This is a genomic window from Streptomyces sp. NPDC038707 (genome assembly GCF_040636485.1).
In the GTDB taxonomy this organism is placed as follows: domain Bacteria; phylum Actinomycetota; class Actinomycetes; order Streptomycetales; family Streptomycetaceae; genus Streptomyces.
Window position 1 is genome coordinate 1 of sequence record NZ_JBEZUP010000055.1, and the last position, 17,774, is coordinate 17,774.

Here is a 17,774-nt window from a genome sequence, read left to right on the forward strand (position 1 = left end):
CGGCGGCGGGCTGCACCAGCCCCTCGGAGAGGTCGCGCAGTTCTATCTCGGGCGGCGCGGCCGTGCTGCCGCTTCCGGCCTTTCCGGCCTTTCCGGCGTCCCGGCCGCCGCCCGTGCCGGTACCGCGAGCAGCGACAGCGCGACCGCGCCGAGTACCGCTCCGCGCCCCACAGTTGACGAGATCATCCCCTACCCACTCCCATCGTCCGGTTCCTGATGCGATATCGGTCACATCCCGCCCTGGGAACCTAGGGGATCGCGGTGGCGTCTCCCGAGTCGACACACGATGGGTCATGTTGTGATCACTCTGTGGCTTCCATGTGTAAAGGATTGCCATAGAGGTTCGCGAAATGGATCATTCCGGCTTTACGTGCCCATGACTGATCAGGAAGGGTTGTCCACCGGGGCCAGACCAGCCCCCGTGGCGCTCAACCGCGCCATGTCTCAAGGCGGTTGACGACCTCGGCCGCCTTCGTACGAAGGAACCCTGATCAGATTGCGTAGACCGCACATACGTACCGTGGCGGTCGCCGTCGCGGTGGCGACGGCTGCCACGGGCCTGGCCGGTACGGCCTTCGCGGGTCCCGACACGGGGGAGCGGCCTGCCGCCGCCTCGGCCACCTCGAACGCCGCGGTGGTGGTGGAGGCGGCGCGCACCGCGGCCTTCGCGCACGCCTCGGCCACCGGCGTCTCCCAGGGCGACGAACTGCACGCCCAGGACGTCATGCTGGACCCCGAGGGCGCCCGGCACGTCCGCTTCGTCCGCACCCACAACGGCCTGCCGGTGCTCGGCGGCGACCTCGTCGTCCACCTCGACGGCAAGCTCGGCTACACCGGCGTGACCCGCGCGGCCGGCCACCAGGTCAAGCCGGCCGCCAAGGCGAAGCTGACGGCCGCCCAGGCCGCCGCCAAGGCGGCCAAGGCCGCCAAGGGCGACGCGAGCGGTGCCCAGCTGGTGGTGGACGCCCGGGCCGGCGCCTCGGCGCTCGCCTACCAGGTCACCGTCACCGACCAGGACACCTCCCGCACGGTCGTCGTCGACGCGGTCACCGGCAAGGTGCGCAGCAACACGCCCACCCGGGACGAGTTCCTGTCGCCGAAGCTGCTCGGCACCCTGCGCGACCGCGGCGAGACCCTGAACCCGGCCACCGGCACCGGCTCCGCCGCGGCCGCCTCCGGCCTGACCGGCTCCGGCGCCACCGGCGCCACGAGCTACCCGTCGGCCGCCAAGGGCACCGGCAAGACCCTCTTCGTGGGCAGCGTCGGCCTCACCACCACGCAGACCTCGCGCGGTCACTACCAGCTCAAGGACCCGAACCGGTACGGCACCGAGACCCGGGACGCCAAGGGCTCGTACACCGAGAAGTTCTCCGCCGGCACCAAGTTCACCAACACGACCAACGTGTGGGGCAACGGCAAGACCACCAGCCGGGCCACGGCCGCCGCCGACGCGCAGTACGGCGTCACCAAGACGCTGGACTTCTACAAGTCCACGTTCAAGCGCAAGGGCATCCGCAACAACAGCAAGGCCGCCCAGGCGATGGTCCACTGGGGCAAGAAGGTCGCCAACGCCTTCTGGGACCCCACCTGCAACTGCATGCTGTACGGCGACGGCGACGGCCAGATGTTCAAGAAGCCGCTCGTCGTCCTCGACGTCACCGGTCACGAGCTGACCCACGGCGTGGTGGAGGCGACCGCCAACCTCCAGCCCACCTTCGTCGACTCCGACGGCAACCAGTACGGCGAGCCCGGCTCGCTGAACGAGTCGCTCGCGGACATCTTCGGCTCGAACGTCGAGTTCTACGCCAAGAACGCGAAGGACACCCCGGACTACCTGGTCGGCGAGAAGCTCGGCCTCGCGCAGAAGTTCCTGCGCCGCCTCGACCACCCGTCGCTGGACAAGCTCGAGGGCACCATCGACTACTGGAAGGCGGACACCTACTACGAGGAGGTGCACGCCGGTTCCGGTGTCTCCTCGCACGCCTACTACCTCCTCGCCGAGGGCAGCGGCAAGAAGAAGATCGGCAGCGTCACCTACGACTCGCCGACCTACCACGGCATCAAGGTCAAGGGCATCGGCCGGGCCAAGGCGACCGCCATCTACTACCGGGCGCTCACCCGCTACATGGTCTCCACCACCGACTTCCACCAGGCGCGCACCGCGACCCTGAAGGCGGCCAAGGACCTGTACGGCGCGAACAGCACCGAGTACAAGACGGTCAACACGTCGTGGGCCGCGGTGAACGTCACCGCCGCCAACACCCCGCGCGCCCACCGCTGACGGACGCCACAACCCCCCGCACCACCGGATGCCCCGCGCCCCGCGCGGGGCATCCGCGCGTCCGCCGCGGCGTCAGCGCAGGGTCCGCGCCCAGTCGGCCGGCACCCGGCCCGCCGGACCCGGCACCGGCTGGCCGGCGGGGCGGCTCGCCGGGGGAGCCAGCTCGGGGCCGGAGGTGTACAGTTCCTCGGTGGCGTAGTTCCAGAACCAGCCCTCGTCCGGCTCGAAGCTGCGGATCACCGGGTGCCCGGTCGCCCGGAAGTGGGCGGTGGCGTGCCGGGACGGGGAGTCGTCGCAGCAGCCGATGTGCCCGCACGCGGCGCAGCGGCGCAGATGGAACCACCAGCCGCCCGCCTCCTCGCACTCCACGCAGCCCGGACCGCTCGGCGGCACACCGGGGTCCACTCCCTCGGTTCCCTCGATGTCGTTCATACCGGCTCCTCCTCGGGCGGTCGGGCGGTCAGCGGCAGCAGCACCTGGAAGCGGGTGTCGCCGGGCACCGACTCCACCCGCAGGGTGCCGTGGTGCTTGTCGACGACGATCCGCCAGGAGATGTCCAGGCCGAGCCCGGTGCCCTCGCCGACCGGCTTGGTGGTGAAGAAGGGGTCGAAGATCCGGTCCTTGATCTCCGGCGGGATGCCGGGGCCGGTGTCCCGGAACTCCACCAGCAGCCGTTCGTGGTCGCGTGCCGTCCGCACGGTCAGGGTGCCCTGGCCGCCCGCGCCGTTCATGGCGGACACGGCGTTGTCCACGAGGTTGGTCCACACCTGGTTCAGCTCCGCCGGATAGGCGGGCACCGGCGGCAAGGCGCGGTCGTAGTCCTTGACCACCTCGATGCCCGGCCCCCGCTTCCCGGACAGCATCAGCAGGGTGCTGTCGAGGAGTTCGTGCACGTCCACCACCCGGTACGGGGCCCGGTCCAGCTGCGCGTACTGCTTGGCGGCGTCGACCAGGTGCGAGATGCGGGAGGTGGCGTCCTCGATCTCGTTCATCAACAGCTCGGTCTCGACGGTGTAGTTGAGCCAGCCGACCGCGTTCGGCAGGATCTCCTCGCCGACCGCCGCCGCGACCCGCTCCAGCCAGTCCACGTCGAGACCGGCCTGCACGAAGGCCGGCGCCAGCTGCCAGCCGTGCCCGATGCCGTGCTCCTCCAGCCAGTCGGTGAGCGCGTCCTCCCGGTCGGACGCCTCCAGCGGGCTGAGCGCCGGCGCCTTCGCCACCCGCTCGGCGGTCCGCTCCTGGATCTCCACCAGGCTCGCCAGCGCCTCCCGGGAGAAGGGGCCCTCGGCGATCATCCCGAGCTTGTGCCGCATCTTCCCGACCCGCTCGCGCAGCGTGGCCGTCGCCCGGACGGCCGCCGCCGCCGGGTTGTTCAGCTCGTGCGTGAGACCGGCCGACAACGAGCCCAGCGCCAGCAGCCGTTCCCGCTGCCCGATCATCGTCTGGGTGTTCTTCGAGCCGAAGAACAGGCCCTCCAGCAGGTGCACGGCCATCGGGAACCACTCGCGCATCACGTCCGCGAAGACGTCCGCCGGCAGCACGAAGAACCGGGTCGGTTCGGTGACCCGCATCGAGTTGCGGTAGACCTGCTGCACCCGGTCGCCGAGGTAGGCCTGCATCGCGCCCCCGTACACCCCGCGCTGCGAGGTCCGGCTGACCTCCACGTCGTCGGCGCCGACCCGCCGGGACAGCACCGCCGTGCCCTCGATCATCACGAAGAAGCAGGTGGCGGGGTCGCCCTCGGCGTACACCGGGCCGGGTTCGAACAGCTCCACCCGGCCCGCCGCGCACAGCCGGCCGAGCTGCTCGGCGCTCAGCTTCTCGAAGAGGAACAGGGAGCCGATCTCCCGGGGGCTGCACGGCAGTGCCCGCCCGCTCACGACTGCTCCAGGTACCGGTGGACGAGCATCACGGCCATGGCTCCCTCTCCGACGGCGGACGCGACCCGCTTGGCGGACTCGGCGCGCGCGTCCCCCGCGACGAAGACGCCGGGAACGCTGGTCTCCAGATGGTACGGCGGCCGGTCCAGTTCCCAGCCGGCCGGCGGCCGGCCGTCGGCGGTCAGGTCGGGCCCGGCCAGGATGAACCCGTGCTCGTCACGCAGCACCGTCTCGCCCAGCCAGTCGGTCAGCGGGGCGGCACCGATGAACACGAACATCCACTGGGCGCCGACCCGTTCGAGTTCGCCGGTCACCGTGTGACGCAGGGTCAGTTCCGCCAGCCGCCCGGTGCCGTGCGCCTCCTCGACCACCGTGCGGGGGCGCACCGAGATGTTCGGCGCGTCCTCGATCTGCTGGATCAGGTAGTGCGACATCGACGCCGACAGATCGGGGCCGCGCACCAGCAGCGTCACCGACTTGGCGAACCGGGACAGGTACATCGCCGCCTGGCCCGCCGAGTTGGCGCCGCCGACGATGTACACGTCCTGCCCCTCGCAGGAGGCTGCCTCGGTCAGCGCCGAGCCGTAGAACACCCCGCACCCGGTCAGGTCGGCGCAGCCCGCGGCCGGAAGCTGCCGGTACTGCACCCCGGTCGCGAGGATCACGCTGTGCGCGGCGATCGACGAGCCGTCCGCGAACCGTACGATCCGGGCGGCGCCGCCTGCCTCGAGCCCCGTCACCTCGCGGGCGGTCAGCAGCTCGGCGCCGAACTTGGCCGCCTGCCGCCGCGCCCGGTCGGCGAGCTGCGCGCCGGAGACCCCGTCGGGGAAGCCGAGGTAGTTCTCGATCCGCGAGCTCTGCCCGGCCTGCCCGCCGGTCGCCGACCGCTCGACCAGCACCGTCCTGAGGCCCTCCGAGGCGCCGTACACGGCCGCGCCGAGCCCGGCCGGGCCGCCGCCGATCACCACCAGGTCGTAGAAGTCGGCCGCCGGGGCCGTCGCGAGCCCCACCCGCGCCGCCAGCTCGGGCGGTTCGGGCTCCACCAGGGCCGTGCCGTCCGGGGTGACCACCAGCGGCAGCCGCTGCCCGTCCTGCCCGGCGGCGGCCAGCAGCCGCCGGCCCTCCGGCTCGTCCACCGAGTACCAGCGGTAGGGCACCTGGTTGCGGGCCAGGAACTCCCGCACCGCCGAGGACCGCGCCGACCAGCGGTGCCCGACGACCTTGGTGCTGGGCACCGGCTTGTGGGCGCTGGAGCGCCAGGCGTCGAGGAGGTCGTCCAGGACCGGGTAGAGCTTCTCCTCGGGAGGGTCCCAGGGCTTGAGGAGGTAGTGGTCGAGGTCCACGACGTTGATGGCGTCGATCGCCGCGTGGGTGTCCGCGTACGCGGTCAGCAGCACCCGGCGCGCGCCCGGGTAGACGTCCAGGGCCTGTTCCAGGAACTCGACGCCGTTCATCCGCGGCATGCGGTAGTCGGCCAGGATCACCGCCACCAGGTCCCCGCGCAGCTTCAGTTCGCGCAGCGCGGCGAGCGCGGACTCGCCGGACTCCGCCCGGACGATGCGGTACGACCCTCCGTAGCGCCGCCTGAGGTCGCGGGCGACGGCACGGGAGACCCCCGGGTCGTCGTCCACGGTCAGGATGACGGTCCGCGCGGTCTCGGCGGCCTGTGCCATACGACTCCCCACCCATGTCATCGGTACCGGGCCATCGTATGTTCGATCGCCCGGGTCCGCTGCGGTGCACCGCGGTGCCGGCGGCCCGCAGGGGGCACCATGATCATGAGCAGGCGCGGGCACGACCGTGCGCGCGGGACGACGAGGAGGCCCACGGATGACACGCCCGATCACGGCAGGGGTGGACGGTACGGAGGAGAGCCTGGCCGCGCTGGACTGGGCGGCCAGGGAGGCCGTGCGCCGGGCCCTGCCGCTGCGCGTGGTGCACGCCTGGCGGTACGCCGAGGCGCTGGCCGCGGCCGACCGGGACACCCAGCGGGGCTGGGTCTCGGAGGGCGTGACGGGGGCCGTGCGGTCCGTCACGGAGCGGCACCCGGGGCTGACGGTGACCACCGACGTGGTGGAGGGCGGCGCCGGGCACGCGCTGGCGGAGGCCGCGGCCGGGTCCGAGATGCTGGTGCTCGGCTCGCGCGGGCACGGACCCGTCGTCGGGTTCCTGCTCGGCTCGGTCGGGCAGCAGGTGATCGCCGAGGCCGCCCGGCCCGTGGTGCTGGTGCGCGCCGGGGACGAACCGGCGGCGGAGGCGGCCGGCCGGGACGTGGTGGTCGGCCAGCAGGGCGGCCCCGAGGACAGCGCGGCGGCGCTGCGGTTCGCGTTCGGGACGGCGGCGGCCCGGGGCGCCGCCGTGCGGGTCGTCCGGGCCTGGACCCTGCCGCCGGTGTTCGCCTACAGCCCCGGTTCGCTGCGGCTGCTGGACGAGGCGGGCGGCCTCGAACCGTACGAGAGGCAGGCGCTGGCCGACGCCGTACGTCCCTGGCGGGAGCGGTTCCCCGAGGTGTCCGTCGCCGAGCACGTCGAGATGGGCAGCGCCGGGCAGGTGCTGCTGTCGGCGGCGGCCCGGGCCCAGCTGGTGGTCGTCGGCCGGCGGGCGCACCGTACGGCCGTCGGCGCGCGCATCGGCTCGGTGGCGCACGGGGTGCTGCACCACGCCGGCTGCCCGGTGGCCGTGGTCCCGCACGACTGACCTACTCGGGCTCGGCCGGCTCCAGTGTGGCGCGGGCCCTCGGGAGCACGTTCTCGATGTAGTCCTTGACGGCGGTGTCCAGCCCGATGTCGTGCTGGGCGCGCTCGGACAGGTACCAGCGGTGTTCGAGCAGCTGGTGGTAGATCTCCGCCGGGTCCATCGTGCCGCGCAGCTCCAGGGGCACGGCGCGCACGGTGGGCCGGAACACATCGCGGACCCAGCGGTGGGCGAGCACCTCGGGGCGGGCCCCGAGGGGATCGTGCGGGGCGTAGTCGTCCTGGGTGGCCATCCAGCTCTCCAGGTCGCTCAGCAGCCGCCGCGCCTGGTTCTCCTCGGTGTCCAGGCCGGTCAGCCGCAGCAGCTGGCGCTGGTGGTGACCGGCGTCCACGACCTTCGGCACGAAGGTGACCGTGTCCCCGGTGGAGGAGTGCTCGATCTGCATCTCGGCCACGTCGAAACCGAGGTCGTTCAGCCGGCGGATCCGGCGCTCGATGTAGTGGTACTTGCCCGCCGGGTACACCGAGGTACGGGTCAGCTCCCGCCACAGCCCCTGGTAGCGGGTGCAGATCTCGTGGCCGAACTCCACCGGGTCCACCGACGGGTGCAGCGCGCCGGACGCCTCCAGGTCCAGCAGTTCGCCGCTGATGTTGACGCGGGCCAGGTCCAGGTCGTAGTCCCGCTGCCCGGGGCTGAGCCGCGGGTGCAGCTCGCCGGTCTCGGCGTCGACCAGATAGGCCGCGTAGGCGCCCGCGTCGCGCCGGAACAGCGTGTTGGACAGCGAGCAGTCGCCCCAGGCGAACCCGGCCAGGTGGAGGCGGACCAGCAGCACGGCGAGGGCGTCCATCAGCCGGTGCATGGTCGCCGGGCGCATGGTCGTCTCGAACATCGACCGGTACGGCATCGAGCCGCGCAGGTGCCGGGTGATGAGCACCGGCTCCAGCGGGGCCCCCGCGGCGTCGGTGCGGCCGGTGACCACGGCGAGCGGGTCCACGGCGGGGATGCCGAGCCGGTCCAGGTCGCGCAGCAGCTCGTACTCGCGCAGCGCGGGCCGCTCGGCCAGCTCCTTGACCGCGATCACCTCGTCACCGGCGTGCGCGTAGCGCACCACGTGCCGGGAGATGCCGCGGGGGAGCGGGACGAGGTACTCCTCGGGCCACTCCTCCAGCGGGGTGTCCCAGGGCAGGGCGAGCAGGAGCGCGGGGTGCTCCGGGTTGGTGGCGCTGATCTGCAAGGACATGACACGAACCCTAAGGCCCCGGAGGGGTGTTCCGGGGCCCGCTGCCACGGGGATCCCGCGAGGCCCCGGGTGTAGCGGTGGCGTGCCCCCGTCGGCGTTCTAGGCGGCCCGCTCCCGGGCCCGGTCGGCCGCCGCGCGGACGGGGCCCCGGTGCACCGGCCCGTGCCCCGGCAGCAGGACGTCGCCGTCGAGCGAGCCGATCAGGTCCAGCGAGGCCACGACCCGGGCGCGGTCGTGGTGGAAGAAGTCCGGCAGGATCTGCGGGCCCTCGGTCCGCGAGGTGGCGTGCCCGCTGACCAGCGCGTCCCCGGAGATGACGATGCCCGACCCGGGCAGGTGGTAGACGCAGTGGCCGTCGGTGTGGCCGGGCGTGTGCACGGGCACCGGACGGCCGGGCAGGTCCAGCGGGGTTCCCTCGGCCCCCGGGAACGGCTCGGGCGCGGTGACCGGGTTGTGCTCGGTGCCGCCGGCCTTGATCACGTGCACCGCCCAGGGCACGACGCCGGGCCGCCACGCGTTGCGCACGACGTCGCCTATGGTGGCCTGCTGGAGGAAGTCCCGGCGCGCGTGCGGCACTTCGGCCGGGTGCAGGTACACCGGCGTGCCGTGGGCCGCGCGCAGGTGCTCGGCCGAGCCCAGGTGGTCGTTGTGCGCGTGGGTGATCAGTACGGCGGTGACCGCCTCCGGGGAGGCACCCACCTCCGCGAGCGATGCCAGCAGCGCCGCGCGGTCTCCCGGGTAACCGGTGTCCACCAGGGTGACGGCGTCGCCCTCCTTCAGGATCACCCAGTTGACGTGGTTGCCGTGCACCAGCCAGGTGCCGTCGGCGACTTGGTGTACCTCTGCCCGCATGATCTCCCCGAACCCCGTGTGATCGTTGGTGGAAGGACACCTAATCAGACCGGCCGCCACCGCGCGCAAGGGCGGCCCCGGCCGGTCACCGTACTCCGTGCGGCCGGAACTGGACGCTGATGCGCGGTCCGGCGGCCCGGCCGGTCTTGGGGACGCAGTGCTCCCAGGTGCGCTGGCAGGAGCCGCCCATCACGATCAGGTCGCCGTGCCCGAGCGGCCGGCGCACCGTGGGGCCGCCGCCGCCCGCCGGGCGCAGCAGCAGGTCCCGGGGCGCGCCGACGGAGAGGATCGCGACCATGGTGTCCTCGCGGGCGCCCCGCCCGATGCGGTCCCCGTGCCAGGCCACGCTGTCCCGGCCGTCACGGTAGAAGCACAGCCCGGCCGTCGTGAACGGCTCGCCCAGCTCCCCGGCGTAGTGCCGGGACAGCGCGGCGCGGGCCTCGTCCAGCACCGGGTGGGGGAGCGGGTCCCGCTCGCCGTAGTGGGCCAGCAGCCGGGGTACGGCGACCACGTTGTCGTACATCTTCCGGCGCTCCGCCCGCCAGGGCACCTCGGCCGCGAGCCGTTCGAAGAGCGCGTCGGCGCCGCTCAGCCAGCCCGGCAGCACATCGATCCAGGCTCCCCTGCCCAGCTCGGTCCGGCGCAGCCCGTCGAGCGGGCCGGGCCGCAGCTCGTCGGTCTGGTCGAACAGGGAGCCCTGGAGGTGCGTGGCCATGAGGCCAGCGTACTCCGTTAATCGAAAATACGTTCCCATTGATCGTCGAAACGCCCTGCGGCGACCAGCGTCCGCCCCTTTCGATACATCGATGTATTCGATACATTCGCGTATCGAAAAGAGGACGGTCGAACGAGAGGGCGGTCGGATGGGAGCGGCGGAACCGTCACCCGCGCGTGTCACCCGGCGCCGCGTGCGCACCCGTGCCCGGTTGCTCGACGCCGCCTTCGCCGTGTTCGCGGCGAAGGGCTTCGGACGGGTCACCATCGAGGAGGTCTGCGAGGCGGCCGGATTCAGCCGGGGCGCCTTCTACTCCAACTTCGCCACCCTGGACGAGCTGTTCTTCGCGCTGTACCGGGAGCGCGCCGACCTGATCGCCGGCCAGGTCGCCGACGCGCTCGCCCAGGACGGCCCCGGCCTGGACGTGCCCGCCTCCGTGGACCGGGTCACCGAGGTGCTGCTGCTCGACGTGGACTGGCTGCTGGTGAAGACCGACTTCCTGGTGCACGCCGCCCGCGATCCGGCCGTCGCCCGCGCCCTGCTCGACCACCGCACCCGGCTCCGCGCGGCCGTCGCCGACCGGCTCGCCCGGGCCCGGGGGCACACCGCGCTGCCGGCCGTCCTCGGCGGCGCGGACGGTGCCGCCCGCGCCGTGGTCGCCGCCTACGACGGCGTCACCACCCAGCTGCTGCTGGACCGGGACGTGGAGGCCGCCCGGGCCTGGCTGAAGCAGTTGCTCACCGCGCTGCTGACGGACGGCAGCCGCATCCCGTCGTAGCACCGGAGCCCCCGACCGGCACCCCAGAGGCGCCCTGACGAGCACTCCCGACGAGCATTGCCGAGGAAGGACACACACATGGACGCGGACGTCATCGTCGTCGGAGCGGGCCTCGCCGGGCTCGTCGCCGCGCACGAACTCACCAGCCGGGGCCGCCGGGTGGCCCTGGTCGACCAGGAGAACGCCGCCAACCTCGGCGGCCAGGCGTTCTGGTCCTTCGGCGGACTCTTCCTCGTCGACTCGCCCGAGCAGCGCCGCCTCGGCATCAAGGACTCCTTCGGCCTCGCCTGGACCGACTGGCAGGGCAGCGCGCGCTTCGACCGACGAGCCGACGAGGACTCCTGGGCGGTGCGCTGGGCCCGCGCGTACGTCGAATGGGCGGCCGGGGAGAAGCGGTCCTGGCTCACCGGACACGGCATCGAGCTGCTGCCCACCGTCGGCTGGGCCGAGCGCGGCGACCTGCGCGCCGACGGGCACGGCAACTCGGTGCCCCGCTTCCACATCGCCTGGGGCACCGGCACCGGCGTGGTCGAGCCCTTCGTCCGGTACGCCCGGCAGGCCGCCCGGGACGGACTGCTCACCTTCCACCACCGCCACCGGGTGGACGAGCTGGTCGTCGAGGGCGGCACGGCGCGCGGGGTGCGCGGCACGGTCCTCGCCCCCGACGACTCCCCGCGCGGCGTCGCCACCGGCCGCGACCGCGCCGGCGACTTCGAACTGACCGCCCAGGCCGTCGTCCTGACCACCGGCGGCATCGGGGCGAACCACGACATCGTCCGCCGGTACTGGCCCGAGCGGCTCGGCACGCCCCCCGCCCGGATGGTCACCGGCGTCCCGGCGTACGTCGACGGCCGCATGCTCGACATCAGCGCCGAGGCCGGCGTACGGCTGGTCAACCGCGACCGCATGTGGCACTACACCGAGGGGCTGCACAACTGGGACCCCATCTGGCCCGGTCACGGCATCCGCATCCTGCCCGGACCGTCGTCCGTCTGGCTCGACGCCCTCGGCCGCCGCCTGCCCGACCCCTGCCTGCCCGGCTACGACACACTCAGCACCCTGAAGTACCTGCGCACCACCGAGGACATCGCCGGCCACGACCACTCCTGGTTCATCCTCACCCGGAAGATCATCGAGAAGGAGTTCGCGCTCTCCGGCTCCGAGCAGAACCCCGACATCACCGCCAAGGACCGCAAGGCCGTGCTGCGCGACCGGCTGCTCGGCAAGGGCGCCCCGGCACCCGTGCGCGCCTTCCTGGACAAGGGCGAGGACTTCGTCACCGCGGACGGCCTGGAACGGCTGGTGGAGAAGATGAACGGCCTGACCGGCGAGCCGCTGCTGGACGCCGCCGAGGTGCGCCGCCAGATCGAGGCCCGTGACGCGCAGCTCGCCAACCCCTACAGCAAGGACGCCCAGATCCAGGGCATCCGCAACGCCCGCCGCTACCTCGGTGACCGGCTCGGCCGGGTCGCCGCCCCGCACCGCATCCTCGATCCGGCCGCGGGCCCCCTCATCGGCGTCCGGCTGCACGTGCTGACCCGCAAGACCCTCGGCGGCATCCAGACCGACCTGGACTCCCGGGCCCTCGGCACCGACGGCACCCCCGTCGAGGGGCTGTACGCGGCGGGCGAGGTGGCCGGGTTCGGCGGCGGCGGGGTGCACGGCTACAACGCCCTGGAGGGGACCTTCCTCGGCGGCTGCCTGTTCTCGGGCCGGGCGGCGGGCCGGCACGCGGCCCGGCACACCGGCTGAACCCCGGCCGGCAGGGGGACCTCAGTCCCGTACCAGCTCCAGCAGGACCCGCGCGTGGCTCTCCTCCGGCCGCTTCGACGCCGTCAGGAGCGTCACGCGCCCCTTGCGGGCCGACGCGCGCAGACCGTCGAGCAGGGCGGCGGCCTCCGGCGCGGCCAGCTCGGCCTCGTAGCGCCGGCGGAACTCCTCGTACGTGCCCTCGCCCGCGTGGTACCACGTGCGCAGCTCGGCCGACGGCGTCAGCCCCTTGGGCCACTCGTCCACGTGTGCCTCGTCCTTGGCGAGGCCGCGCGGCCACAGCCGGTCCACCAGCACACGCAGACCGTCGTCGGGCTCGGGCGGTTCGTAGATCCGGCGCAGGCGCACGCTCATGGCACGGGGCTCCTTCCGGGGCGGGGACGGTGCCGCGAGCGTACTGCGCACCACCCCGCCCACCGGGCGGCGACGCGACGTGACGCGACCGGAAGAAGGGGGAATCCGGGGCACCGGCCCGCCTGGGCCGACGTCCGATTTCCGGAGCGTGGCGGGGGTACTCCGGTCGCGTTCCGTACGCGCAGCACAGGGAGGTCACACCATGAGCGCACCGGACGACCTGCCGGTCGTGAGCACCCTCGCCGACGCGGCCCGTCTGGTGCGGCGCCACCGGGGCCTGTACGTGCGGTGGTCCAAGGGGCCCGGACCCGATCTCCACAGGGTGTCCAGCATCGACGAGCTGACCGGTGTGCGCATGCCCGGGCTGTCCGCCAACCCGCTCGACGTGGAGGAGTGGTGGAACGGCCGGTCGGTCGAGCTGTGGGTGGCCCGCCGCCTCTACGACTACGCGCACCTGCCGCACGACAAGGGGCCGGGTGTACGGCCCTGGGTCCTCAGGGGCCGGGAGCGGGGCCGGGGCCCCGACAACGAGCCCCTGGTGGCCGACGTCGAGCCGCTCTGCTGGATCGGTGACGAGGTGATCGAGGAGGCCCGGGCGGAGGTGACCCGCCAGGAGCGGGCATGGGGGACCCTGCGCCGCGGGGGCGGCTGAGCCGCGCGCCGGGCCCCGGCGAGAGGACCGACGGCGTCCCGCCGGGCCCCGCCGGGCAGGCGGTCAGCTGGAGCGGGACCGGGAGCGGGCCCGGCGACGCTGCAGCGCCCGGCGTTCCAGCTCCGTGGTGCCGCCCCAGACGCCGATGCTCTGGCCGGTGTCCAGCGCCCAGTCCAGGCACTGCTCCCGGACCGGGCAGTGTCCGCACACCGCCTTCGCCCGCTCGGTCTGCACCTGCGCCGGGCCGGTGGTCCCGATCGGGAAGAACAGATCGGGATCCTCGTGGCGGCACGCGGCATGGTCGCGCCAGTTGTCCATCGGAAGTCTCCTGGATCGGTGGAAGTCGTCCGTGCGCTGTCGTCAGCGTTCTCGCGTCCGGGTGACCGGTCGGGAGGACGTGAAACGGCACAACCGGCGTCCGTTCCGCGGACGGTGACCTCCCGGCGGCCCGGGATCACGGCCGTGGGCGGCCAACCGGCCCGGTCGCAGGGGTGGTTGGGGCCGGCGCCCACGTGACCGGTCGCCCCCGCGGGGAAGTCCGGCCGTTCCTCAGCGGCGCAGGGCTTCCGCGGCCCTGGCCGTCACCGCCTCGGCCAGGGCCGCCAGCGCGGGGGAGTCGAGCTTCCACTGCTGCCAGTGCAGGGCGACGTCCGTGTACGCGCCCGGGACGAGCACGGCCAGCCGACCCCGCTCCAGCAGCGGCACGGCCTGGGCCTCCGGGACCATGCCCCAGCCCAGCCCCGCGACGACCGCGTCCAGGAACCCCTCCGAGGTGGGCACCTGGTGCCGCAGCGGGCCGGCCGAGGCGTGGCCGAACCGGCGGGCGAAGTCGTCCTGGAAGTCGTCCTTGCGGTCGAAGACCACCACGGGCGCCCGGGCCAGCGCTTGCGCGGGCGGCCGGCCCGCCGGCCGGCCGGCGATGAACTCCGGCGCGGCCACGGGCAGATACCGCATCCGGCCGAGCGGGCGGACCGTGCAGCCGGGCACCGGGTCCGGCGCGGAGGTCACCGCCGCCATCACCAGTCCCTCGCGCAGCAGCGCCGCGGTGTGGTCCTCGTCCTCCCGGTGCAGTTCGAAGCAGAGGCCGGCGACCCGGGTCAGGGCCGGCAGGAACCAGGTCGCCAGCGAGTCCGCGTTCACCGCGACCGACACCCGGGTCGGCTCCCCGGTGCCGTTCAGCCCCAGTTCGCCCCACGCGTCCCGCTCCAGCCGGGCGAGCTGCCGGGCGAACCGCACCAGCACCGCGCCGGACTCCGTGGGCCGTACCGGTTTGGTGCGCTGGAGCAGCACCCGGCCGGTGCGCTGCTCGAGGGCCTTGACCCGCTGGCTGACCGCCGACGGTGTCACGTGCAGCACCGCGGCGGCGGCGTCGAAGGTGCCCTCGTCGACCACGGCCAGCAGGGTCCGGATCTGCTCCACGGGAAGCTCTGCCATCATGCGTACTAATGGTACGTAAAAATCGTTAGCTGTACTTGGGGCCGCCGGTTCTCTAGCGTCATCGGCATGAACCACGCCCTGACCGCCGCTGCCGCCGGATTCGGCACCGGCCTCTCCCTGATCGTCGCCATCGGCGCCCAGAACGCCTTCGTCCTGCGGCAGGGGGTGCGCCGGCACGCCGTGCTCACCGTGGTCGGCATCTGCGCCCTGTCCGACGCGGTGCTCATCGCGCTCGGCGTGGGCGGGGTGGGCGCGGTGGTGGTGGCCTGGCCGGGCGCGCTGCGCGCGGTGGGCGTCGTCGGCGGCCTCTTCCTGCTCTGCTACGGAGCCCTGGCCGCACGCCGGGTGCTCAGGCCGGGCACCGGGCTCACCACGGAGGGCGAGACCACGGGCTCCCGGCGCCGGGCCGTGCTCACCTGCCTGGCGATGACCTGGCTGAACCCGCACGTCTATCTGGACACCGTGTTCCTGCTCGGTTCGCTGGCCGCCGACCGGGGCCCGCTGCGCTGGACCTTCGGGCTCGGCGCCGCGCTCGCCAGCGTCTGCTGGTTCACCGCCCTCGGCTTCGGCGCCCGGCTGCTCGGCCGCCACCTGGCCCGGCCCGGTGCCTGGCGGGTCCTGGACGGCCTGGTCGCCGCCACCATGCTGGTGCTGGGCGTGAGCCTGATCGCAGGGTCCTGACCACACCCGTTCGAAGTCCACCGGCTGCTCCTGCGATAGTCAGCCTCTCGAACCAAAAAGATGTAACGAGCAACCAGGACATCCGTGGACACGAACGAGAGCAGCAGCACCGAGGACACCACCGGCGCGCCGGAGGCCGGCCGGCCGGCCCGGCGCGGCCTGCGCCGCTGGGCGATGGACACCCGCCCGCTGCGCATCCCCGCCTACCGGCGGCTGTGGTCGTCGACCATCGTCACCGCCGTCGGCAGCCAGCTCACCGCCGTCGCCGTACCCAAGCAGATCTACGACATCACCCACTCCTCGGCCTGGGTCGGCTACGCGAGCCTGGCCGGCCTGGTGCCCATGGTCGCCTTCGCGCTGTGGGGCGGGGCGGTCGCCGACACCGTCGACCGGCGCAAGCTGCTGCTGGTCACCAACAGCGGCATCGCGGTGACCTCGCTGCTGTTCTGGGCGCAGGCCGTCAGCGGCCTGGACTCGGCCGTCGTCCTGATGGTCCTGCTCGCGCTGCAACAGGCCTTCTTCGGACTCAACGCGCCCGCCCGCAGCGCCTCCATAGCCCGGCTGGTCCCGGCCGAGCAGTTGCCGGCCGCGAACGCGCTCGGCTCGACGGTGATGCAGACCGGTCTGGTGGCCGGGCCGCTGCTCGCCGGCGCGCTCATCCCGGTGGTCGGGCTGCCGGAGCTGTATCTCATCGACGCGCTCGCGCTGTGCGTGACCGTGTGGGCCGTCGTCCGGCTGCCCGCCCTGCCGCCGCTCGGCGGGCGGGCCCGCCGGGCCGGGCTGCGCGACATCGCGGACGGGTTCCGGTACATCTCCCGGCACAAGGTGCTGCTGCTGTCCTTCCTCGCCGACATCGTCGCCATGGTGTTCGGCATGCCCCGCGCCCTGTTCCCGCAGCTGGCCGCCGAGACCTACGGCTCCTGCGGCGAGGGCCTGGCGCTCGGCGTGCTGTTCGCCGGCATCCCGGTCGGCGCGGTGCTCGGCGGCCTGTTCTCCGGCGTGTTCTCGCGGGCCCGCCGGCACGGCTGGATGGTCGTCGGCGCGGTCGTCGGCTGGGGCGTGGCCATCGCCGGGTTCGGACTGAGCGGCAACCTCTGGGTCGCCGTGGTCTTCCTCGCCGCGGCGGGGGTCGCCGACATGGTCTCGATGGTGTTCCGCGGCGCCATCCTGCTGTCGGCCGCGACCGACGAGATGCGCGGCCGGATGCAGGGGGTGTTCACGGTGGTCGTCGCGGGCGGGCCCCGGCTGGCCGACGTCCTGCACGGCACCGCCGGCGCGGCCTTCGGCCCGCGGGCCGCCGTCGCGGGCGGCGGGGCCCTGGTCGTGGTGGCGATGCTGGCCCTGGCCACCGCCGTCCCCGCGCTGCGCCGCTACCGCGTCTGACCGCCCCGGGCGGCCGGGGCGAGGACAGGAGTCACAGGGGGCCGACCCGCCGCCGGATGGTGTACTGCTCCATCAGCTTGCCGCGGGTCGTCTCCAGCCGGTGGGCGAGGATCTCGGCCACCGTCCGCACCACCGAGAGCCCGAGCAGCGGATCCTCCACGCACAGCCCGAGCACCGACGGCCCGTCGAACTCGTAGGCGCGTACGTCGGTGAAGGCCACCGCGCCGAAGTCCCACTCGTACGGCGGGAACAGCCAGGACCAGCCGAGCAGGTCGCCCGCGCCGAGCGTGGCCACGGTCACCCGCTGCCGGGAGGTGACCTCGGTGTCCAGGTGGACCGCGCCGGAGCGGATCACCCAGAACCGGTCGGCCGTACCGCCCGCCTCGAAGATGCGGCTGTCCTCCGGGAAGGAGACCTCCTTCGCCACCTCCATCAGCCGTTCGCGCTGGGCCTGGGGGAGGGCGGTGAGCAGTTTGATCGCTTTGGTCATGGCGCGGGGCTCCTCGCCGGCGGCGGTTGCGGTCCGGGTGCTGTGCTCCCACCCATTTCAGCCGCTGGCGCCGGCCCGGGCACCTCGAAGGGGGGCGCCTGCCGTTCCCCGGCCGCTTCAGGGCAGCGAAAAGCCCTGGCTGGACGGGGGAAACCAGCCAGGGCCGCATGGGGTGACGCGGGACGGGGGACAGGACGTCGCCGCGCCGCTCCCGCATCACGTATGGATGAACGATAAACCATTTACCGGGCCTCCCCACAGCCCAAACCGGGTCAGGTGACCTGTTTCACTCCGTCCGCCCGCACGGGAGCCCCGCCCGGGCTGACGATCTCCTCCAGCACCGTCAGCACCGCCTCGAAGGCCCGCGCCCGGTCCGCCGCCTCCGCGGCACCCGCCGGATCCGTCGCCGCCAGGCTCCGGGCCCGCTCCCGCCATGCCTCCTCCTGCGCCGCCGCGTGCTCCCGGCCGCGCCGGATGCGGCGCAACAATTCGTCCGCGTCCACGACATCCGTCATGTCCCGCGGGTACCCGCGGGATCCGGAGTGATGACACCCGCACCGAGAGTGC

General features: G+C 73.4%; 18 protein-coding genes and 1 pseudogene. 8 read left to right on the forward strand and 11 right to left on the reverse strand.

Annotation, left to right across the window (positions count from 1 at the left end):
• Together AB0E62_RS38035 and AB0E62_RS38040 are read left to right on the forward strand one after the other, a co-directional pair.
• Positions 1-217 (forward strand): annotated as a pseudogene (locus AB0E62_RS38035) (hypothetical protein); the annotation flags it as partial.
• Positions 218-520: 303 nt separating this feature from the next.
• The gene (locus AB0E62_RS38040; RefSeq protein WP_362205041.1) at positions 521-2,281 is read left to right on the forward strand and encodes a M4 family metallopeptidase; all 1,761 of its coding nucleotides are present in this window, start codon (positions 521-523) and stop codon (positions 2,279-2,281) included.
• Between the two features lie 72 nt (positions 2,282-2,353).
• On the opposite strand, the gene AB0E62_RS38045 is transcribed toward AB0E62_RS38040, so the two are convergent.
• The 3 genes from AB0E62_RS38045 to AB0E62_RS38055 are packed head-to-tail and all read right to left on the reverse strand — an operon-like array spanning position 2,354 to position 5,834.
• Entirely contained in the window at positions 2,354-2,713 is a 360-nt protein-coding gene (locus AB0E62_RS38045) for a UBP-type zinc finger domain-containing protein (protein ID WP_362205044.1), read from the reverse strand.
• Positions 2,710-4,161: an ATP-binding protein gene (locus AB0E62_RS38050; RefSeq protein ID WP_362205047.1), complete on the reverse strand. Its 1,452-nt coding sequence runs from the start codon at positions 4,159-4,161 to the stop codon at positions 2,710-2,712. The genes AB0E62_RS38045 and AB0E62_RS38050 overlap by 4 nt, the downstream gene beginning before the upstream one ends.
• A complete protein-coding gene (locus AB0E62_RS38055) occupies positions 4,158-5,834 on the reverse strand; it encodes an FAD-dependent oxidoreductase (protein WP_362205050.1) in 1,677 nt (558 codons plus the stop codon). The genes AB0E62_RS38050 and AB0E62_RS38055 overlap by 4 nt, the downstream gene beginning before the upstream one ends.
• Before the next feature lie 157 nt (positions 5,835-5,991).
• On the opposite strand from AB0E62_RS38055, the gene AB0E62_RS38060 reads away from it, so the two are divergent.
• On the forward strand, positions 5,992-6,858 hold the full coding sequence (locus tag AB0E62_RS38060) for a universal stress protein (RefSeq protein ID WP_362205053.1): 867 nt from the start codon (positions 5,992-5,994) through the stop codon (positions 6,856-6,858).
• Between the two features lies 1 nt (position 6,859).
• Here the strand turns inward: AB0E62_RS38060 and AB0E62_RS38065 are convergent, their stop codons facing one another.
• From AB0E62_RS38065 to AB0E62_RS38075, 3 genes are all read right to left on the reverse strand, one after another.
• On the reverse strand, positions 6,860-8,095 hold the full coding sequence (locus AB0E62_RS38065; RefSeq protein ID WP_362205056.1) for a DUF4032 domain-containing protein: 1,236 nt from the start codon (positions 8,093-8,095) through the stop codon (positions 6,860-6,862).
• Positions 8,096-8,194: 99 nt separating this feature from the next.
• Positions 8,195-8,947, reverse strand: coding sequence for an MBL fold metallo-hydrolase (locus AB0E62_RS38070; RefSeq protein ID WP_362205059.1), 753 nt, complete (start codon positions 8,945-8,947; stop codon positions 8,195-8,197).
• A gap of 85 nt (positions 8,948-9,032) precedes the next feature.
• Positions 9,033-9,662 (reverse strand): alpha-ketoglutarate-dependent dioxygenase AlkB, encoded by a 630-nt coding sequence (locus tag AB0E62_RS38075; RefSeq protein ID WP_362205062.1) that lies wholly within the window; start codon positions 9,660-9,662, stop codon positions 9,033-9,035.
• A gap of 148 nt (positions 9,663-9,810) precedes the next feature.
• Between AB0E62_RS38075 and AB0E62_RS38080 the strand changes: the two genes are divergently transcribed.
• Both AB0E62_RS38080 and AB0E62_RS38085 read left to right on the forward strand, forming a co-directional pair.
• A complete protein-coding gene (locus tag AB0E62_RS38080; protein WP_362205065.1) occupies positions 9,811-10,440 on the forward strand; it encodes a TetR/AcrR family transcriptional regulator in 630 nt (209 codons plus the stop codon).
• A gap of 78 nt (positions 10,441-10,518) precedes the next feature.
• Positions 10,519-12,192 (forward strand): FAD-binding dehydrogenase, encoded by a 1,674-nt coding sequence (locus tag AB0E62_RS38085; RefSeq protein ID WP_362205068.1) that lies wholly within the window; start codon positions 10,519-10,521, stop codon positions 12,190-12,192.
• A gap of 21 nt (positions 12,193-12,213) precedes the next feature.
• Here the strand turns inward: AB0E62_RS38085 and AB0E62_RS38090 are convergent, their stop codons facing one another.
• Positions 12,214-12,564, reverse strand: coding sequence for a DUF488 family protein (locus AB0E62_RS38090; protein WP_362205071.1), 351 nt, complete (start codon positions 12,562-12,564; stop codon positions 12,214-12,216).
• Positions 12,565-12,766: 202 nt separating this feature from the next.
• Between AB0E62_RS38090 and AB0E62_RS38095 the strand changes: the two genes are divergently transcribed.
• A complete protein-coding gene (locus AB0E62_RS38095) occupies positions 12,767-13,216 on the forward strand; it encodes a DUF6098 family protein (protein WP_362205074.1) in 450 nt (149 codons plus the stop codon).
• Between the two features lie 63 nt (positions 13,217-13,279).
• Here AB0E62_RS38095 and AB0E62_RS38100 read toward each other — a convergent pair whose 3' ends face one another.
• Together AB0E62_RS38100 and AB0E62_RS38105 are read right to left on the reverse strand one after the other, a co-directional pair.
• Positions 13,280-13,534: a WhiB family transcriptional regulator gene (locus AB0E62_RS38100; protein ID WP_362205077.1), complete on the reverse strand. Its 255-nt coding sequence runs from the start codon at positions 13,532-13,534 to the stop codon at positions 13,280-13,282.
• 231 nt (positions 13,535-13,765) lie between these two features.
• On the reverse strand, positions 13,766-14,653 hold the full coding sequence (locus AB0E62_RS38105; protein WP_362205080.1) for a LysR family transcriptional regulator ArgP: 888 nt from the start codon (positions 14,651-14,653) through the stop codon (positions 13,766-13,768).
• Between the two features lie 66 nt (positions 14,654-14,719).
• Here AB0E62_RS38105 and AB0E62_RS38110 point away from each other — a divergent pair, with 66 nt between their 5' ends.
• Positions 14,720-15,334, forward strand: coding sequence for a LysE/ArgO family amino acid transporter (locus AB0E62_RS38110; protein ID WP_362205083.1), 615 nt, complete (start codon positions 14,720-14,722; stop codon positions 15,332-15,334).
• Positions 15,335-15,418: 84 nt separating this feature from the next.
• Positions 15,419-16,717: an MFS transporter gene (locus AB0E62_RS38115; RefSeq protein WP_362205086.1), complete on the forward strand. Its 1,299-nt coding sequence runs from the start codon at positions 15,419-15,421 to the stop codon at positions 16,715-16,717.
• A gap of 31 nt (positions 16,718-16,748) precedes the next feature.
• Here the strand turns inward: AB0E62_RS38115 and AB0E62_RS38120 are convergent, their stop codons facing one another.
• Together AB0E62_RS38120 and AB0E62_RS38125 are read right to left on the reverse strand one after the other, a co-directional pair.
• Positions 16,749-17,207, reverse strand: a complete 459-nt coding sequence (locus AB0E62_RS38120; RefSeq protein ID WP_362205089.1) for a cyclic nucleotide-binding domain-containing protein — start codon at positions 17,205-17,207, stop codon at positions 16,749-16,751.
• Between the two features lie 272 nt (positions 17,208-17,479).
• On the reverse strand, positions 17,480-17,722 hold the full coding sequence (locus AB0E62_RS38125; protein WP_362205092.1) for a hypothetical protein: 243 nt from the start codon (positions 17,720-17,722) through the stop codon (positions 17,480-17,482).
• Between the last annotated feature and the right edge of the window lie 52 nt (positions 17,723-17,774).